General features: G+C 32.7%; 14 protein-coding genes. 2 read left to right on the top strand and 12 right to left on the bottom strand.

The features are described 5' to 3' along the window. Positions 1–64: 64 nt before the first annotated feature. The 3 genes from U0D62_RS00335 to U0D62_RS00325 are packed head-to-tail and all read right to left on the bottom strand — an operon-like array spanning position 65 to position 2,558. The gene (locus tag U0D62_RS00335) at positions 65–691 is read right to left on the bottom strand and encodes a DUF2306 domain-containing protein (protein ID WP_322193159.1); all 627 of its coding nucleotides are present in this window, start codon (positions 689–691) and stop codon (positions 65–67) included. Positions 692–718: 27 nt separating this feature from the next. Then, the gene (locus U0D62_RS00330) at positions 719–1,477 is read right to left on the bottom strand and encodes a LytR/AlgR family response regulator transcription factor (protein ID WP_322193157.1); all 759 of its coding nucleotides are present in this window, start codon (positions 1,475–1,477) and stop codon (positions 719–721) included. Between the two features lies 1 nt (position 1,478). After that, positions 1,479–2,558, bottom strand: a complete 1,080-nt coding sequence (locus tag U0D62_RS00325) for a sensor histidine kinase (RefSeq protein ID WP_322193156.1) — start codon at positions 2,556–2,558, stop codon at positions 1,479–1,481. Positions 2,559–2,955: 397 nt separating this feature from the next. Between U0D62_RS00325 and U0D62_RS00320 the strand changes: the two genes are divergently transcribed. Beyond that, positions 2,956–3,501, top strand: a complete 546-nt coding sequence (locus U0D62_RS00320) for a DUF1569 domain-containing protein (protein ID WP_322193155.1) — start codon at positions 2,956–2,958, stop codon at positions 3,499–3,501. 30 nt (positions 3,502–3,531) lie between these two features. Here the strand turns inward: U0D62_RS00320 and uvrB are convergent, their stop codons facing one another. The 4 genes from uvrB to U0D62_RS00300 are packed head-to-tail and all read right to left on the bottom strand — an operon-like array spanning position 3,532 to position 10,784. Further along, complete coding sequence (uvrB, locus tag U0D62_RS00315; RefSeq protein ID WP_322193154.1) at positions 3,532–5,538, bottom strand: excinuclease ABC subunit UvrB; 2,007 nt, start codon at positions 5,536–5,538, stop codon at positions 3,532–3,534. 57 nt (positions 5,539–5,595) lie between these two features. Continuing rightward, the gene (locus tag U0D62_RS00310) at positions 5,596–9,018 is read right to left on the bottom strand and encodes a T9SS type B sorting domain-containing protein (protein ID WP_322193153.1); all 3,423 of its coding nucleotides are present in this window, start codon (positions 9,016–9,018) and stop codon (positions 5,596–5,598) included. Positions 9,019–9,043: 25 nt separating this feature from the next. Further along, positions 9,044–9,880 (bottom strand): ABC transporter permease, encoded by an 837-nt coding sequence (locus U0D62_RS00305; RefSeq protein ID WP_322193152.1) that lies wholly within the window; start codon positions 9,878–9,880, stop codon positions 9,044–9,046. Positions 9,881–9,884: 4 nt separating this feature from the next. After that, positions 9,885–10,784, bottom strand: a complete 900-nt coding sequence (locus U0D62_RS00300; RefSeq protein WP_322193151.1) for an ABC transporter ATP-binding protein — start codon at positions 10,782–10,784, stop codon at positions 9,885–9,887. Positions 10,785–10,981: 197 nt separating this feature from the next. Between U0D62_RS00300 and U0D62_RS00295 the strand changes: the two genes are divergently transcribed. Beyond that, complete coding sequence (locus U0D62_RS00295) at positions 10,982–12,052, top strand: hypothetical protein (protein WP_322193150.1); 1,071 nt, start codon at positions 10,982–10,984, stop codon at positions 12,050–12,052. Between the two features lie 50 nt (positions 12,053–12,102). On the opposite strand, the gene U0D62_RS00290 is transcribed toward U0D62_RS00295, so the two are convergent. The 5 genes from U0D62_RS00290 to U0D62_RS00270 all read right to left on the bottom strand — a co-directional run bounded on the left by U0D62_RS00290 (position 12,103) and on the right by U0D62_RS00270 (position 17,719). Next, positions 12,103–13,296, bottom strand: a complete 1,194-nt coding sequence (locus U0D62_RS00290) for a coiled-coil domain-containing protein (RefSeq protein ID WP_322193148.1) — start codon at positions 13,294–13,296, stop codon at positions 12,103–12,105. Positions 13,297–13,533: 237 nt separating this feature from the next. Continuing rightward, positions 13,534–14,592 (bottom strand): nucleoid-associated protein, encoded by a 1,059-nt coding sequence (locus tag U0D62_RS00285; protein ID WP_322193147.1) that lies wholly within the window; start codon positions 14,590–14,592, stop codon positions 13,534–13,536. 54 nt (positions 14,593–14,646) lie between these two features. Beyond that, positions 14,647–15,159 (bottom strand): IS1096 element passenger TnpR family protein, encoded by a 513-nt coding sequence (locus U0D62_RS00280; RefSeq protein WP_322193146.1) that lies wholly within the window; start codon positions 15,157–15,159, stop codon positions 14,647–14,649. A 41-nt stretch (positions 15,160–15,200) separates the two neighbouring features. Continuing rightward, entirely contained in the window at positions 15,201–16,217 is a 1,017-nt protein-coding gene (locus U0D62_RS00275) for a COX15/CtaA family protein (protein WP_322193145.1), read from the bottom strand. 59 nt (positions 16,218–16,276) lie between these two features. Further along, positions 16,277–17,719 (bottom strand): CCA tRNA nucleotidyltransferase, encoded by a 1,443-nt coding sequence (locus U0D62_RS00270; protein ID WP_322193144.1) that lies wholly within the window; start codon positions 17,717–17,719, stop codon positions 16,277–16,279. Positions 17,720–17,727 lie beyond the last annotated feature (8 nt).

Raw genomic sequence — 17,727 nt, 5'->3', positions numbered from 1 at the left:
TTTTTTAAACGAAAATCCCAGTACTTTTCTTTAATTCAAGTTTAGTTTTAGTAGATGTTAAGTTTTATAATGAGAGATCAATAGAAAGACCTGGTTTGATTCGTTGAATTAAAAAATAGGCAACAATAAGATTAGGTATCCAACATAACCAGGCAACTATCTTATAGGCTATTATAAAATCATCAAAATATATGGTTAGTAAAGGAAGCCATATTCTTAATGTTACTGCGGCAAAGCACGCGGCATAGCTATAAAACATCATAATTTGGTGTCTAACAATTTTACCGCTTTTAATATGCAAGTATGCCATAGTGGTGGTATAAAACCATATTATTCCTAAACTTATAAAACCAAGAGACGCTATAATACCACCTGTGGCAAAGAACCCGATGTAAACTCCTGAAATACTACTGATTAATACAGAAAGAACATATATCTTTCCTAATAATTTATGGAGATTTATTCTAGTTCTTCTTATTTTTTTACTGAATTGTGACCAGCCAATCATCAGTGCAATACCTCCTAAAACGATATGACTGTAAAAAGCTGTGTTCCATAAAATATCTGTTAGCAGTTCTGGGTTTTTAGAGCTTAATAATCCAAATTTCCTATCCACAAAAAAATAAGCAAAAGGATATAATCCTATAAGGATACTTAACACAATAAAAATTACGCGGATAACTTTTTTCATAATAAAAACAGATAAGGTTTTAGAAAATTATAGATCTAACCATTTTTTGAAATTTGATGTTCTTTCACGAGATACAATGATTTGTTCTTCATCTTGAGGTTTCAGTTTTAATAATAATCGACTATTAAAATAACTATGAATCTCTATAACGGCTTTAACAGAAACCATAAACTTTCTGTTGATTCTAAAAAAATGAACAGGATCTAAGATGTCTTCTAATTGATCAATAGAATATTCAATAGGGTATTGTTTCCCTGTATGTGGATGTAAAAAGATAATACCTTCATGTGATTTAAAATATGCAATATCTTCTACATTAAAAGTATTGAATTGGTTGCCTATCTTTATCATGAACCGCCGTTTATATTCTTTAGAAAATAATGTTTTAATTCGTTCTAGTTTGCTATCGTTCATAATAGCAGCAGGATTGGTATGATTTTTTCGATATTTTGATAACGCATGTTGAAGGTCTTTTTTATCAATAGGTTTAAGTAAATAGTCCAAACCATTGTATTTAAAACCTCTAATAGCATATTCATTATAAGCAGTAGTGAATATTACCGGAGGATGATCTTTAAGGGTATCCAAAATATCAAATCCATAACCATCATTTAATTGGATATCCAAAAAAATTAAATCAGGTAAAGGATTGTTATTGAACCATTGGCGACCACTCTCTACAGAAGTAATCCTGCCAGTGATCTCTATTTCTGGGGCTAACTCCTCAATAAGACTAGCGAGTCTTCGGGAGGCAATGTTCTCATCTTCTACAATTACGGCTTTCATACTAAGAGACTTTTACTATCGTCATTTCTTTAATGTTTTTAGGTAAAAGAGGTAATGTTATTTTAAAATACCCATTTTCAGTTTCAATGAGTACTTTTTGATTGGTATAAAAAGAATACCTCTTTTTAATATTTTTAAGCCCTAGTTTTGTTGATTCTTCTTGCTGAGGTCTCACATGCAGATTGTTTTGAACAACAATACTGGTTTTGTCAATAGAATAAATACTAATATCCAAAGGCTTTTCTTTTGAGAAATAATTGTGTTTCAAAGCATTTTCTACAAGCATTTGTAGGGATAAAGTAGGGATAACAAAAGCTTCAGTATCGGTTGAGATATGTGTAGTTATGGTAAGCGCTCCTTCGTGGCGAATATTCATCATAAAAATAAAAGAATCAAGAAAATTAAGTTCTTTATGAAGGCTTACAAGGTCTTCTTCTCGATTATCCAAAATATATCTATAGCAAGAGGCTAATCTGGAGACAAAATCAGAAGCTAAATCTCTATCTTCATACATAAGAGAAGTTAGAGTGTTAAGGCTGTTAAACAAAAAATGTGGACTAATTTGACTCTTAAGAGATTTGTATTTAGAAGTGATTACTTCTTTTTTGAGTTTATTCATTGTGTTTTCCAATTCCTTTTTTTGTTTTAACGAATAATAAAAAAGATTGAAAATGATGACAGCAAAACCTAAAATAGCTGCTCTAAAGAAATCTATTCTAAATCGTAACCAGGGATCGCTAACATCAATCTTGCAGATATGATTAAATTCAAAGATAGCAAGGTAGTAAAGGATGGCAGAAATTGGTAGATATATCAGCATATTCATCCCCAAGATTTTTAAACCATTGTTTAAATCAAGTCCTTTACTTGGATTGGTTTTTATTTCTTTTTTGATTAACCAGTCGTTACTTTCCCAAGTAAACATAAATAGAAAAAAAGCACTGGTATAATAAAAAATATTAATCTCATCAAAATTAGAAGGGTAGTCATTAGGGTTGATGGTCAATTTGATAATAAAATAGACAATGTTGATGATCAAAAATCGAAATAAAAATTTCTTTATATAAGTCTTAGAAATCATTAATGTAAAAGATTAATGATATAAAGATACATAACTAAGGAGCAATGGTAAACTATAACAATATTCAACCGTTGTATTAGAGGTTGAATTGTGTAAAATGTAATTTGATCTGTAAAACACTCAATGCAACAATAGAATTATATATCTAAACTAAACTTTTGGGGATTCAAAACTTAAAATGAGGGTTCATAAAACTCTTTTTTTACTCTTAATAGATAGCGGGTAATTTTGAGTATAAAAGAAAAACAAAAAGCAGTTTTTACTCAGCTTGATATTCATAAGAGTTATAAATAGTCAAGTCAGAATTAGTTAATAACGATGTAGCAAGTGTTGATGGTTGCTATAAATAGGAGATTAAACTTAGCTGCGTTTTCAATTTTAACATAAATGATATTTGATGAATACAATGAAAAGATTGTTTCTAACGTTGTCTTTAAGGCGTAATCTGACTTTTATAGATTCGCAAGAAAGGGGGAATGATAAGAAGGAGTTTATGGATAGTCAGTTATATGATATTGCGTATTTAATCCAGTTTAGAGATAGCGTAAATACAAAAGTTTCTAAGGCGCCGATCGCTTGGCACTTAGATCATTGTCTTAAGGTGATTAATAGAATTCACGATATATTAAAGAGTTCTGATCCTAAGATTTACAAAAAACGCTTCAATTCAATACGATTATTTTCTTTTACCTTTGGATATATCCCAAGAGGAAGAGGGCAAGCTCCTGCTGCAGTACTACCTCCAGATAATATTAAAACAGAGGATTTACTATCTCAGCTAGAACAGGCAAGAAAAAATCTTAAGGATTTAGAAACGATGGAAAAGGATTCTAATTTTATTCACCCTGTTTTTGGACAACTCAATATACCTCAGACAAAACGATTTTTAAAAATACATACTCAGCATCATTTAAAGATTGTAAAGGATATTTTGAAGGAATAACCTAATTAAGTTATAGCTGCTTATTTGTATTTATACTTTCTGATCTTGGATTTTTCCTTGTAGCATTTTAATCTCATCCCGTAATCGTGCCGCTGTAATAAAATCTAACTCTTTAGAAGCTTTTTCCATTTCTTTGCGAACATTTCGTACTCGGGTTTCTAATTGTTCTTTTGTATAATAAGCTGTTTCTTCTTCTGCAGCTTGTAATGTTGGAGCAGTTTCGAATTGATATGGTTCTATCTTTTTACCATACAAAGCATTATCCAATGATTTTTTAATAGCAGTAGGAGTAATGCCATTTTTAGTATTGTATGCAATTTGTTTTTCTCTTCTATAGTAAGTTGCATCTATCGTCTTTTGCATACTATCAGTTACTTTATCAGCATACATAATAGCCTTTCCATTAACATGTCTTGCTGCTCGACCTACTGTCTGTACTAATGACCGTTTATTTCTTAAAAACCCTTCTTTATCAGCATCTAAAATAGCAACAAGAGATACTTCAGGAAGATCAAGACCTTCTCTGAGTAAGTTTACGCCAATTAACACATCAAAAATACCTTTTCGTAAATCTTGCATGATCTCAACACGTTCTAAAGTATCCACATCACTATGAATATAACGACAACGGATATCAATTCTAGTAAGATATTTGGTTAATTCTTCTGCCATTCTTTTTGTTAATGTAGTAACCAAAACCCTTTCGTCTTTTTCAATCCTTTTTTGCATTTCTTCAATAAGATCGTCAATTTGATTAAGACTTGGACGTACTTCTATTTCAGGATCTAATAATCCGGTAGGACGTATGATTTGCTCTACATAAACTCCTTCACTTTTTTGAAGCTCATAATCGGCTGGAGTAGCACTGATATATAAGACCTGGTTTTGTAATGCTTCTAACTCTTCAAATTTTAAAGGGCGATTATCCATAGCAGCAGGAAGTCTGAATCCATACTCTACAAGGTTTTCTTTTCTAGATCGATCCCCACCATACATGGCATGAGTCTGCGGAATGGTAACGTGACTCTCATCTATAATCATTAAATAATCATCTGGAAAATAATCTAATAAACAGAAAGGTCTGGTTCCAGGATTTCTACCATCCAAATAGCGAGAGTAGTTTTCTATACCAGAACAATACCCCAGTTCTTTGATCATTTCAAGGTCAAAATTAGTACGCTCTTCTAATCTTTTTGCCTCTAAAGGTTTACCAATTTCTCTAAAATATTCTACCTGTTTCCCTAAATCAAGTGCAATTTGATCAATTGCACCATTCAAAACTTCAGGAGAAGTCACAAACATATTAGCGGGATAAATATTCAATCGATCGTATTTTTCTATAATCTCATTGGTTCTCACATCAAAAGCTTCAATTTCTTCAATTTCATCTCCAAAGAAATGAACCCTAAATGCATCATCTGCATAACTCGGAAAAATATCTACAGTATCACCTTTTATTCTAAAATTTCCGTGTTTAAATTCTGCTTCTGTACGAGAATATAAACTTTGGACTAATCGATGCAGTAAGGCAGTTCTGGATACAAACTGACCTGCTTGTATGGAGATAACATTTTTTTGAAATTCTACAGGATTACCAATACCGTACAAACAAGAAACCGAAGCTACTACCAATACATCTCTTCTTCCAGAAAGTAGAGAGGAAGTAGCACTTAATCGAAGTTTTTCAATTTCATCATTTATAGAGAGATCTTTTTCAATATATGTTCCAGAGGTAGGGATGTAAGCCTCAGGTTGATAATAATCGTAGTAAGAAACAAAATATTCTATAGCATTTTTAGGAAAAAACTGTTTAAACTCTGAGTATAATTGTGCCGCAAGAGTTTTATTATGAGCCAAAACCAACGTTGGTCGTTGTACTTGTTGAATTACATTTGCTGCGGTAAATGTCTTACCAGATCCTGTAACTCCTAATAATGTTTGGTATTTTACATCTGACTCTATACCATCTGTCAATTGTTTAATGGCATCTGGCTGATCTCCTGTAGGTTTAAATTCTGATTCCAGTTCGAACTTCATGTATCTTTTCTTTACTCTTTTTTTGGAGATTAAAGATACTGAATCCTATGAACAGATCTATCTAATCAATGAGAAACTTCCTTTAAGAATTCTACCATCTTCTAATTCTACCCGATACCAATATTGACTAGAAGGCATTAGGGTTCCGTTGTAGGTGCCATCCCAACCATTTCCTCCAGGTAATAATTGTTTGATGAGCTTGCCATAACGGTCATAGATGTAGATGATAGAATTGGCCATCACTTGTGTAGAAATACCTTCTACAGACCAAGTTTCATGAAAACCATCTCCATTAGGAGTGAAATATTTAGGAAAACCAACTACAGAGATATCTCTCGTAATAATGGGTAGACACCCGTTCTTATCTCGAATATATACTGTGTGAAACCCAGGAGGTACATTGGTAAACGTTGGACTGTCTTGATAAGACCCTAAGGTTCCGTTAATTTCAATAGCATATTCATAGTCTCCAACACCATCAGCAACAATAGTAACTGTATTACTATCATTAGCATCGTTAATATCGATGTTTTGAACAGTAGCTACTCCAGAAACAATTACTTCAATAGTTCTGATTTTTGAACAACCTGTGATGGCATCACTAACGGTTACTGTATATGTTCCAGGTTGATTCGCAAAAATCATTTCTGTGATTTCTCCTGTAGACCATAAGAAATTAAAATTGTTAGGGTCGCTTCCTGATGGTAGTCCCGCATCAATTTCAGTACTGATTTCATTTTCACATAAAAAGTAATTCGCTTGTTCCTCTACATCGGGTAAGGCATTTACGAATAATCGTACCTCATTAATACCGAAACACTGATTTGCGTTATCTTCAACTCTTGCATATATAATATCTTGGCCTTGTGTGCCTGATGTTGTATTGGTATATGTTGTGATTGGACTTACCTCGCCTAATGCATTTTCAATAGTCTCGTAATAAGTTACGGTAAGGTTTGGATTATTAATACCAGATAGTATTTGAGTATTTGCTTGTGTAAGGTCGAATTCACGAAACCCATCTTCATTTCCATCATCATCACATAATCGTAAAGTGGCATTACTGGCAGAAGTTGTACTTACTTCTAAATCTAATGTAGTAACTCTAAAGCAAGATGTAGCATCGTCGGTAACCCTTACAAAAAGCTGTTGATTTTGGGAAGTATTTTGATATATATCCGGATTACCGATAGCGGGAGTCCCAGCATCTGCATCTATTTGATTCTGAAAAAATAAAATAGTCCTATTAGCAACTCCTCCTGTAATTTGATTAATGGCCTCATTAAGGTTAAATAAGGTGATGCCATCATTAGGATCTTGATATGCATCACATTGCGCTAAAGTAATCGAATTTGCTACTGGTAAAAGGTTAACTGTTACCGAAATCTCAATAGTATCAAAACAATCTGGATTTAATGGATTCTCTATTCTAGCATATACAGCGGTCATTGTATTAGATAAAACAGCATTCATTGGATCAGCAATTACATCTGTACTATTATTAGTTTGTGCTCCGGTCAACGTGGTATGATAACTAATTGTAAACTCGGTTGAAGATTGTCCATTATAAATATCGGTATTGGCTTGTGTAAGATCGTATGTCACTAAACCATTTGTGTCGTCTCCATCATCTGCATTATCGCATAATACAATAGGATTGGTGCCAAATGCAGTTGGTGTATTGAAAATTTCTAATTGAAAACTAGTAGTGCTATAGCAATTGATATTGCCAATATTTTCTATTCGAGCAACAATCGTTTGTGGATTGTTTTCGGTTACAAAGTTTTGTGTTAAAGCGTTTGAGTCTGCATCAGCATCTACAATTGATCTAAAATAGCGAACTCTAAACTGATTAGAATCTTGAGACCCTATAATAATGGGATCGTATATAGATACATCTAATTGAATAATTCCGTCATTATTAGTGTCACAAATGTTCTCATTAGGAGGTGTGTTTTCTACTATAGGGATTTCGAAAAAAGTAACATTTGCCACACCAATCAAAGGACAACTTCCATCGTTAAGATCCACTTCTAGTCTATAATTACCAGTGGTTGTTATATCTAGAAAATATGTGTTATTTGCAATTTGTACATCGTCAATGAACCAAATATAAGTTGCTGTTGGGATATCTGTATAGGATAATCTATAGGTATCCCCTTCACAAAGATTTAGGTTTACATTGGTAGGATCTCCACTATTGATAATATCAACTGTTTGAGCAAATATCGATTGAATAAAAGGAGGAAGACCAATACGAGAACCTCTGGATCCATCTGTATTAACTAATAAGCCTCTATCTTGATATATTACATTATTAGCTATTTCTTCGGGGTTATCAATGACTCCTAGATAGTTGCCAAAACCAGTATTAAAATCAAAGAGTGCACGATATATTTTACCATCAGGACCTAATTGAAGCGCTCCTGCGCTGAAGGGAGATGTATCTTGTCCACTTTCATTAAGGAGTCGTGTTCCGCTTGCAGCAATTTGATTATCGGGTAAGGATAAATCATATTGTAGAATAAAACCATTTCCGGCTCCGGTATCACCTAAACCAACTGTAGTGTATAGACGTTGACCGGTTTGTGAGAATTCTACTCCGTAAGGAGCATCACCGTCATAAAGTTCAATTTCATTACTTACAATCCCTGTTGTATTATCAAAATCATAAAGTAATACTTTTCCCGGGCCATTGCCTCCTGTTACATTGGTTAGTCCAAGATGAGCAACGGCCAATTTATCTCCTTCTGGAGATGCTTTTAGATATCCCAATGCGTTTCTGCGATATCCTGAAACAGGAACAGTAACTCCTACTTGAGATGTTATTGGGGTAGGGTTTACACCGGTTTGATCTACTATAAAAGAATAGTAAGTATCTATAAAATGTGTAATTACCCAAAAAGAATCACAATCATCACTTTTTACCGCTGTTATTTTTTCAGAACATCGATATGCACTCTCTAAAGGATCAGAAGTGTTGTAAGTAATTAATGGTATGTTTTTCTGTCCAGCTACTACTGCACCGTTTCCTCCATCCAGAGACATATCAACAATAGAATATAAAAGTCCATCATTAACACCGTCACCATCTACCGTACTATTATCATTATCAGCATTAAAATGATGCGGCTCATCTACTGTAAAAACAATATAAATATTTGGTGTATTAGGCTGCGGCACTATTAAAGCAGAAGAAGTACTGGATTCATCTCCTCTAAGATCGGTTCCGTTCTGCATAATCACATGATTACGCGTATAAATTATAGAGCCATCTGTATAAAATAAAAGGTTGCCCGTAGCATCAGAAATGGTAGTGCAACCTTCTAAGGTATTTAATCTTCCGTCAGTAAGAGCTGTAGGAGGAGTTGTGCTAAAATTGATTCCAGCGTTCTGCCCAAAATACCAATTATTGGCTTCTCCTTGTGCAATTATTGATGAATGTGCTAAAAAAAGTAGAATTACGTATAAATATCTCATTTTAGGGTGTAAAACCCCAAAGATATTATAAATCTCTCTTTTTAAGAAAAATGTAGGAAAGATTTATAAAAATCACTGTCCAGACCACTACTATTAGTAATTCATACCAATGTACCATGTAATCTTTTTGGAAGTTTTCTCCTAATTGATTTGCTGCAGATTGAATAAAATTTAATCGTGTAATAGGCTCAACTATAAGATTAGACATAGATTCTAACGGAAGGAATTGCGTTATGTTTTCTGCAATATCAGTCCCTTTAAATAATTTGAATTTTAAAAGAGCATATATTATTTTTTCGATAATAAACCAGATGAATAAAAAACCTAATGCAAAGGCTGATCGTTTAACAAAAACGCCCAGAAACATACAAAAAGCAAAGAAACCTAATAGCTTAATAAAGTATGCCAGAACATATTCTAAATCCGAAAAAATAATAGAGAATTCATTATAGTCAGAAAAGCTTAGTCCTAAGATCATTGAAACTAAGAATAAGAATAACGTAGAAATCAGAGCAAATACAATTACCGTCAAAAACTTAGAGGCAATAAATTCTTTTTTGCTAAGTCCGTCGATGAGGTTTTGTTTTAATGTTCTATGACTATATTCATTGGCCATCATTGAAACAATAACAATTGCCAAAAAGAGCTTTGCCCAAGCGGCTATATAGGTGTTAAAGTGCCAGATATATGGGAAATTAAATATCCCTTGATCAGCGACTCTGAATTTTACTCCTCCAAAATTGAATTCTATAGAGGCGATTAGTGCGATAAAAGTGAATAGTATAAAATACGTGATAGTAATCACTTTTGCCGCTCTGTTATGTCTTAATTTTTGAAATTCTATATTGAGTAATCGTAACATTGCTTTAGTTTAAGTTGTTGGTTAATTGTAAGAATTGTTCTTCAAGGCTTTCTTTTCGTTTTACTAAATGAGTAAGCGTAATTCCTGTTTCGAATAACTGTTTATTCAAATCATCTGCCTCTAATTCATTATTTAAAAAAGCAATGATTTTATCATCTTCTTCTTTAATGTTGCCAAAAGCTTGTTGTTTTGATAACCACTCTTTAAGCACTCCATTTTGATTACTTTTTAGCTCAAAGAAACCGTGACTTGCATTCATTTCATCAACCGGTCCTGAATATAATTTTACACCCTTACGTATAATCACTACGTGACTACATACTTTTTCAACTTCGTCGAGTAGGTGAGATGCAAGAAGAATAGTGGTTCCTTGAGCTGCGATTTTTTTTATGATTTCACGTATTTGATGAATTCCCTGAGGGTCTAAACCATTTGTAGGTTCATCCAGAATCAATATTTCGGGATCGTTTAATAAAGCCGAAGCAATGGCAAGACGCTGTTTCATCCCTAATGAAAAAGTTCTAAACTTGCTGTCTTTGCGTTCTAAAAGACCTACAACTTCTAATTTTTCTTCTATTTTATCGGCAGGAACTTCTTTAATCTTACATACTAACTTAAGATTTTGAGCAGCTGTCATATAGGGATAAAAGTTCGGGCGCTCAATAATAGCTCCTACTTTTTTAAGAGCTTCGTGTGTTGAGGTGTTGCCGTCAAACCAGGTAAAATCTCCCGAAGTTCTATTCACTACATTAAGTACAATACCCAATGTTGTTGATTTACCACTTCCGTTAGGTCCTAAAATACCGTAGACATTTCCTTTTTTTATGGTAAAAGAAAGATCATTGACGGCAGTTATAGACCCAAACCTTTTGGTAAGATTATTTAGTGTAAGTATGGTTTCCAATTGCGATTATTTTTTGGTGGTTATATAAAACTAGACGACCGGCGAGACTTTTTGTTACAAAATTAACTGACTAGTTTATGAATAGATTGACGGGTAATTAGATTATATTGAAGATTAAAATTTTGAATTGAGCATTTATCATATACTTCTCTCTTCAAACTTTCTTTTGTAAATTGCTACTCTTACTACAAGTTGCTATGGATGAAAAGTTAATGTCTAAGAAGAAACCTACTTACCCTATAAATGATCAATTAGATAAATATTTAAAGGAGTGTAATCGTAAAATCAAAATACCTGTATTTTATGATGATTTATTACGATTTTCGGGTTCTATTGTTGTGTATGATAATAATGATGAAGATACTTTATGGGTACGTGTGTATTATGAAGAGCATGAACGTCCAGAGATAGAATCTAGTTTGAAAAAGGTATACACGATTTTGCATTCTGATGGTAATGAGGATGCCATTGAGTTCCTGAATATTGATGCTATTGATTATTGTACGTTTGGAAACTCAAAACCATTTAGGGTAAAAGTTCGTAATATACTCAATGATAACTATACTTATATCTATGTAAAAAAAGCGGATGCTTCTCGTATTTATGGTTTAGAACTGGAGCATATGTTTTCTCCTAACAGGATTAATTTTTTGGTTTATAAAAATACTTTAATCGAAGAGCATATTGCAGGGATCCCAGGAGATGTATTTATAAAAGATTTTTTGCCAGATCTTAGCGATCAGGCAAAATCTCAGATTGCTAAAGAATTTGTAAAGTTTAATGAGCGTTGTCAAATGCGACTTTTAGGAGATATGAGATCGTATAATTATGTGATTATCCCAATTCATGATTTTGATCATGTAGAGTATAAGATTCGAGCTATAGATTTTGATCAACAATGTTTCGAAGGTAAATTAAAAGTATATCAACCACAGTTTTTTAAAGAAAACTTTACGATGGTAGATATTGTGATGAATAAGCTGCAACCTAATTCTATTGAACAATATAAGAAGGAAGAACGATCTATTTTGGCGAAACGAATATTAAACTCTCGATCGCGATATGAAACTCTGATAGATTGTATGTGTAAGGATCATATTTCTACTAAGGAAAACCAAAAAGAACTTAGAGAACATTTATATAATTTTACTTTGGATCTGAAGTTTCGTCGTAGTGAAACCATGGGTGAAGTATTAAAAACTGCACTGGATTTTGTAAAGCGCAATTATGAAAATGTAAATATGAGGCGTTTGCTAGAGGGAGAATAAGTGAGTTTAGGATAAGAAATCAAAAACTCACTTACTCAATAACTCTATTGTTATTTTATTTTTTTCTCTAGCTCAAGGTTTTTTTGTTTTAAAGAAGCTACTTCCTTTATTAGTTGTTCTGTCTTTTTATTTTGCTCGATCATATAAAGTGTTAACTCTTCTATTTTTTCAAGAAGTTTTACATTGATTTCACCTAGTTGAATACCATTCTTTTCTACTTCTGCAGCTGATGGGATATTTTGTAGGTGTCCTTTTTCTGAGATATGTTTTTCTACTTCTTTTAAAGTTGGAAGTTTATAATCGTTCTCAAAAACATAATCAGGCCATCCAGTTAAGTCTATTTTTACTTCTTTAGAATGAATAGTACCATTTACAGCTAATTTTGAATCTGGGGTTGTAGTGCCTATACCGACGTTACCATTAGTTTTTATGATAACTTTTTCACTTGCATTAGCTACCAAACTCAGATCTTTACCGGATTTACCTCCTATAATTGCTTTACCTGTATTCCAACTCAAAATACCATAATCAGCACTTGCTCCCCAATCTACAACTCCATCTCCTCTAAACTTAATTCTATTATTTAACTGAAATGAAGTAATACTAGATGTTCCTTGATCTTTGATGTGTAATGTTGCATTTGGGTTTGTAGTTCCAATACCTAGATTGCCATTATCAGTTAATCTCATATATTCTGTAAGCTGATGTTGACCATTAGAATCATTATTGTTTCGGTTTCTAAACAACCATCTAAACCCATAATTAGATCCTTCAAAAACCCCTTTAGAAGTGTATTGATTTGTACCGAAATAATGGTCTTTAGGATCTCCATTGCTTCTATAGGCGTTAAACCCCATATAGCCAGCCCATTTGTATGAGTTTCCACCCCAATTAGTTTCGTGTGTCCAGCCAACCGATAATACTCCATTGTAACCAAAATTCCCCTGGCCTTCGACATGTAATTTTGATCCAGGATTTGTAGTTCCAATACCTACATTACCATTTGATTGAAGAGTCATTAGATGATCAACTCCTTTGTTGAAAAAATAAATATTTCCAATAGTTTTTTCAATACTACCTATATATAAATGATTAGAACTATTTAAACCAAATGCTCTTGAAAACCCTGTCTCTCCGTTTTTTTGAATTCTTAGGTAATCAACACTATTATTTAAATCTACGTTTTGTGAATGTACTTTGGTTAAACAAAGACATAATGTAAATAAGAATACTATTCTTCTCATAATTTTTATTTTAAGGAATCAAATTTTTAAAGGTTGTATAGGTATGTGTCAAAAGGATAACAAATGTTACCTCGATTTTTTTACTTTTTTTATAAATGAGAAAAATGTAAAGATTTTGGATTGATTAGTTTCTTAAATTTCTTTAGAAAAAAGAATTGATATAAACCAAAAGATCATCACTACTTTTTGTAATGATGATCTTCAATCGTATTCTTTTTACTAGAATAAGTAGTTTACTTAATCTTTTTGTTCTTTATTAAAATATACAAGATAGTAGTACATCTGTTTTTCTTCATCCCATCCTTTTTCTACAAATTTTTCTGCAGATTCTGGATTAATGAAATCCATTTTAATCTGTACATTGGTATCCAGGTTAATCACATTTTTTATTTTTTTACGGGCTGCAGATACCGCCGTATTAGCGATAGGGAATTCGGTAAGATCTTCGATCTGATATTTAGGAGCTTTCTCTACTTTATAGTGTTTAAACTCTGGAATCAGGTCTGGATTATCGATTACATCATTTAAAAAAGCAGATTCTTCAAAAGTATCGTTTTTTGCAAAGTGATTCACTGCTCGGTTCATAAACATCACTTCTTCTTTTTTATCTTCTGCAGGCAAAACAACATCTTTTGCAAAATCCTGACAGAATTTCATGTACTTCTTAGTATAAAAATTTTCATCAGCAAAAGCTTCTACTCCTAAGAAATGTTCTAACCAATATTTTGTGTCATATCGGTTGGAATCCACAGATAAAATCTTGTATCCTTCTTCTTTTTTATGATTAAAAATCAGGCATCCTTTATCTAATTTATTGAGATTCACTCCTTGTTGTAAAAGTAATTCAATATCTACTCCTTTTTCTTCAAATTGTAAAAAATCGTGTTTCAATTCTGATTTGAAGATCCCCAGAGCACTGGTTTTTTCATTATCTATAGAAATATTATCAAGATAAGTTACATAGACCTCTCCACTTTTAATATGTGGATGTTGAGACTGTTCGTAGAGTAAAGAAGCTATTCTTTTAGATCTTTCGTGCACAGAAGATGGATTGTCAAAAATCTCAGAGACAATTTTGAATAATGGATTAAATTCTAGATCTACTTCATTGGCAAATTGAAAGTAATTTTCTTCTTTTTCTCTAAAAGGTTTGAAAAAATACTCTTTCAGTAAAGCCGTTAATTCATCATTTAATGTATAAGGAGATTCCGAAAGGAATATATTTTCATTTCTGCTTTTGTTTCCAATTCTGTGAACAGAAAGAGATTCAATTTGAGTACTATATAGATTGATCATGACATTATTGTCATCTCGATAAAAACGAGATCTTTTTGTTTTTAGTTAGTAATATTAATTCCAGTTTTCATCAAATCCAAGATCATCATATTCATCTAAGTCGATAATGTCTTTTTCTTCGTTTTCATCAAAACCAGGATCGTCTGAAACAAATTCTTTGTCTGGTGCTTGATCTGGTAATTGTCCATGAACATACATGATGTTAGGGTATTCTCTACCGCTTTCGTATTCTGCAATTTCGGCCAATTCTACAAGAAAAGTCCACATGCTTAAAAAATCATAAACATAAATCAAACGAGGCGAAGCTTCGTGAACTACATCTAAAAGTGTTGTTTCATTCATTAAACGAACAGGTTGACTGCCGTCACTCATATCGAACAAAGAAATCTCTTCACCTTGATTCCATTTTTCATCGCTAACATAAAAAGAAGCCATTTCTGTTCCGTCAAACCCAAAAGATTGCGTAACTACATTATGAAATTGTTCTAAGGTTGCATCTTGCTCTATTTCTATATCTCTAAAGACATCTTCTTCAGTGTCTAATATAATTCTGAAGCGGTAAATCATGTATACTAATTTGAATTTGCAAAGATACTATAAATCACTCATTATTTACTAAAACGATGTAATGAAAAAGTCATTGCGCCAAGTAAGAAAAAAGCAACCACCTGATGTAATACTCCTAAGGTTATAGGAACTCTGTAAAGTAATGTAAAAACACCTAATAAAAATTGAACGCCTACTAGTATTAAAAGTAGGTGCAGTGAATTGGTTTGATATGTGCTTTTTACATTTTTTTTACCTCGATACCATATAAAAACAATGAAGCCAACTACAATATAGGCGAGATAGCGATGTATGAATTGTACTCCACTTTTTCCTTCGAAGAAATTCTTTATAATTGGAGATTGTTCTATGTACACAGATTCATGAACCAGTTGTCCATCATTCATTAGAGGCCAGTGATTATGCAAAAAACCGGCATCTAAACCAGCAACAAATGCTCCATATATAATCTGAAGTAAGAGAAAAGCAAATCCCCATCGAATCAGATTTCTGAATTTGATATCTACTTTTTTCTTATTTGGGAACATAAGGTCTAATGCTACCCAAAAAGTATAGGAAAAAGTTATAAATGCTGCAGTGAGGTGCATAGCAAGTCGATAGTGACTCACATCAGGTCGGTCTACCAAGCCACTTTTAACCATAAACCATCCTAAAAAACCTTGAAATCCTCCTAAGAGCATAAGAATGATGGATTTTTTTATAGTAGGTTTGGTTAGTTGTTTTCTAATCAAAAAGTATATAAATGGAATTATAAATACCATACCAATAAATCGACCTATAACGCGATGTAACCACTCCCAGAAATAAATATCTTTAAAATCCTGTAGGGTAAACTGATTATTGATTTTTTGATACTCAGGATATTGTTTGTATAGATCAAAAGCAGCGTTCCACTCTGCATCATTCATTGGCGGAATAGTTCCTGAGATCAATTTATAATTAGAAATAGATAAACCAGAATGTGTAAGTCGGGTAATACCTCCTACCACAACCATAATAAATATTAATATACATCCTGTAAGTAGCCAGTATATTACTTTTTTGTTGTCTTTCTTCATGTGTATTCAATTTCTGGTTTACAAATTTCAAAATTCAAAAATGATCATTTTACATTTTGTTATTTTGAGTTTTTGTGATTTTCAATTGTTAAACCCAACTCTTTTCCTTTTTGAATCATAAATTCAAAAGCAGCTTCATGCTCATTAGGAATATCACCCTCTAGAATTGCTTCTTTTATTGCTTCTTTAATCATTCCTATCTCTCGTGATGGTTTGATGTTAAAAGCTCGCATAATCTCTTCTCCTGTAACGGGTGGTTGAAAATTTCGGATTTGATCACGTTCTTCGACTTCAATCATTTTTTGCCGCACGATTTTAAAGTTACGGTGGTATTTTTTAAATCGTTTTGGGTTTTTGGTGGTGATATCTGCTTCGCAAAGGGTCATCAACTCTTCAATATGATCGCCAGCGTCAAAAACTAATCTTCGCACCGCGGAGTCTGTAACATCCGATGCTATTACAATTGGTCTGGAGCTCATCAATACCATTTTTTGTACAAATTTCATTTTGTCATTTAATGGCATTTTAAGACGCTTGAAAAGTTTAAAAACCATTTTAGACCCTACAAATTCGTGACCATGAAAGGTCCATCCTACTTTTTTATGAAACTTCTTTGTAGGAGCTTTACCAATATCATGAAGTAGTGCTGACCAACGTAGCCATAAATCATCTGTATTTTCTGAAATATTATCCACCACCTCTAAAGTATGGTAGAAATTATCTTTGTGACGTTGCCCTTCAATTTCATCGATTCCCTTTAACGCAGTTAATTCTGGAAGTATGTATGGTAGTAAGCCTGTTTTTTCAAGAAGTTTAAAACCTACAGAGGGTGTTTCACTTAATATAATTTTATGTAATTCATCAACAATACGTTCTTTGGTAATGATCTTTATACGCTCTTTATTTTTAGTGATAGCCTGCAAGGATTGTTCTTCGATTTTAAAATTTAATTGTGTTGCAAATCGAATAGCTCTCATCATTCTTAAGGGATCATCTGAATATGTGATATCAGGATCCAACGGAGTACGAATGATTTTGGATTTTAAATCTTCTAATCCTCCAAAAGGATCTAGTAGTTCTCCAAAGTTTTCTTTTGAGAGGTTTAAAGCTAATGCATTGATAGTGAAATCCCTTCTATTCTGGTCATCTTCTAATGTTCCATTTTCTACTTTGGGATTACGACTATCTTCTGAATAAGATTCTTTTCTAGCACCTACAAATTCTACTTCAATATCTTCAGATTTTAGCATAGCAGTGCCATAAGTCTTAAAAATCTGAATTTTAGGAGTATTGGGGAGTAGTTTTGAAACTTCTTTTGCAAGATCAATACCGCTTCCTACCGCTACAATATCAATATCTTTTGCAGTACCTCTTTGCAATATATAGTCTCTCACAAACCCTCCAATAACATAACTTTCTAAAGTAAGGTTTGTCGCGGCTTTTGTAATAGTATTAAATACAGGGTGTTGTAGGGCTTCTTTGTAATTTTTAACTTCAGACATGAATCAAT

This window comes from Aquimarina callyspongiae (assembly GCF_034322225.1).
GTDB lineage: Bacteria > Bacteroidota > Bacteroidia > Flavobacteriales > Flavobacteriaceae > Aquimarina.
This window is presented reverse-complemented; position numbering and strand designations above follow the sequence as displayed.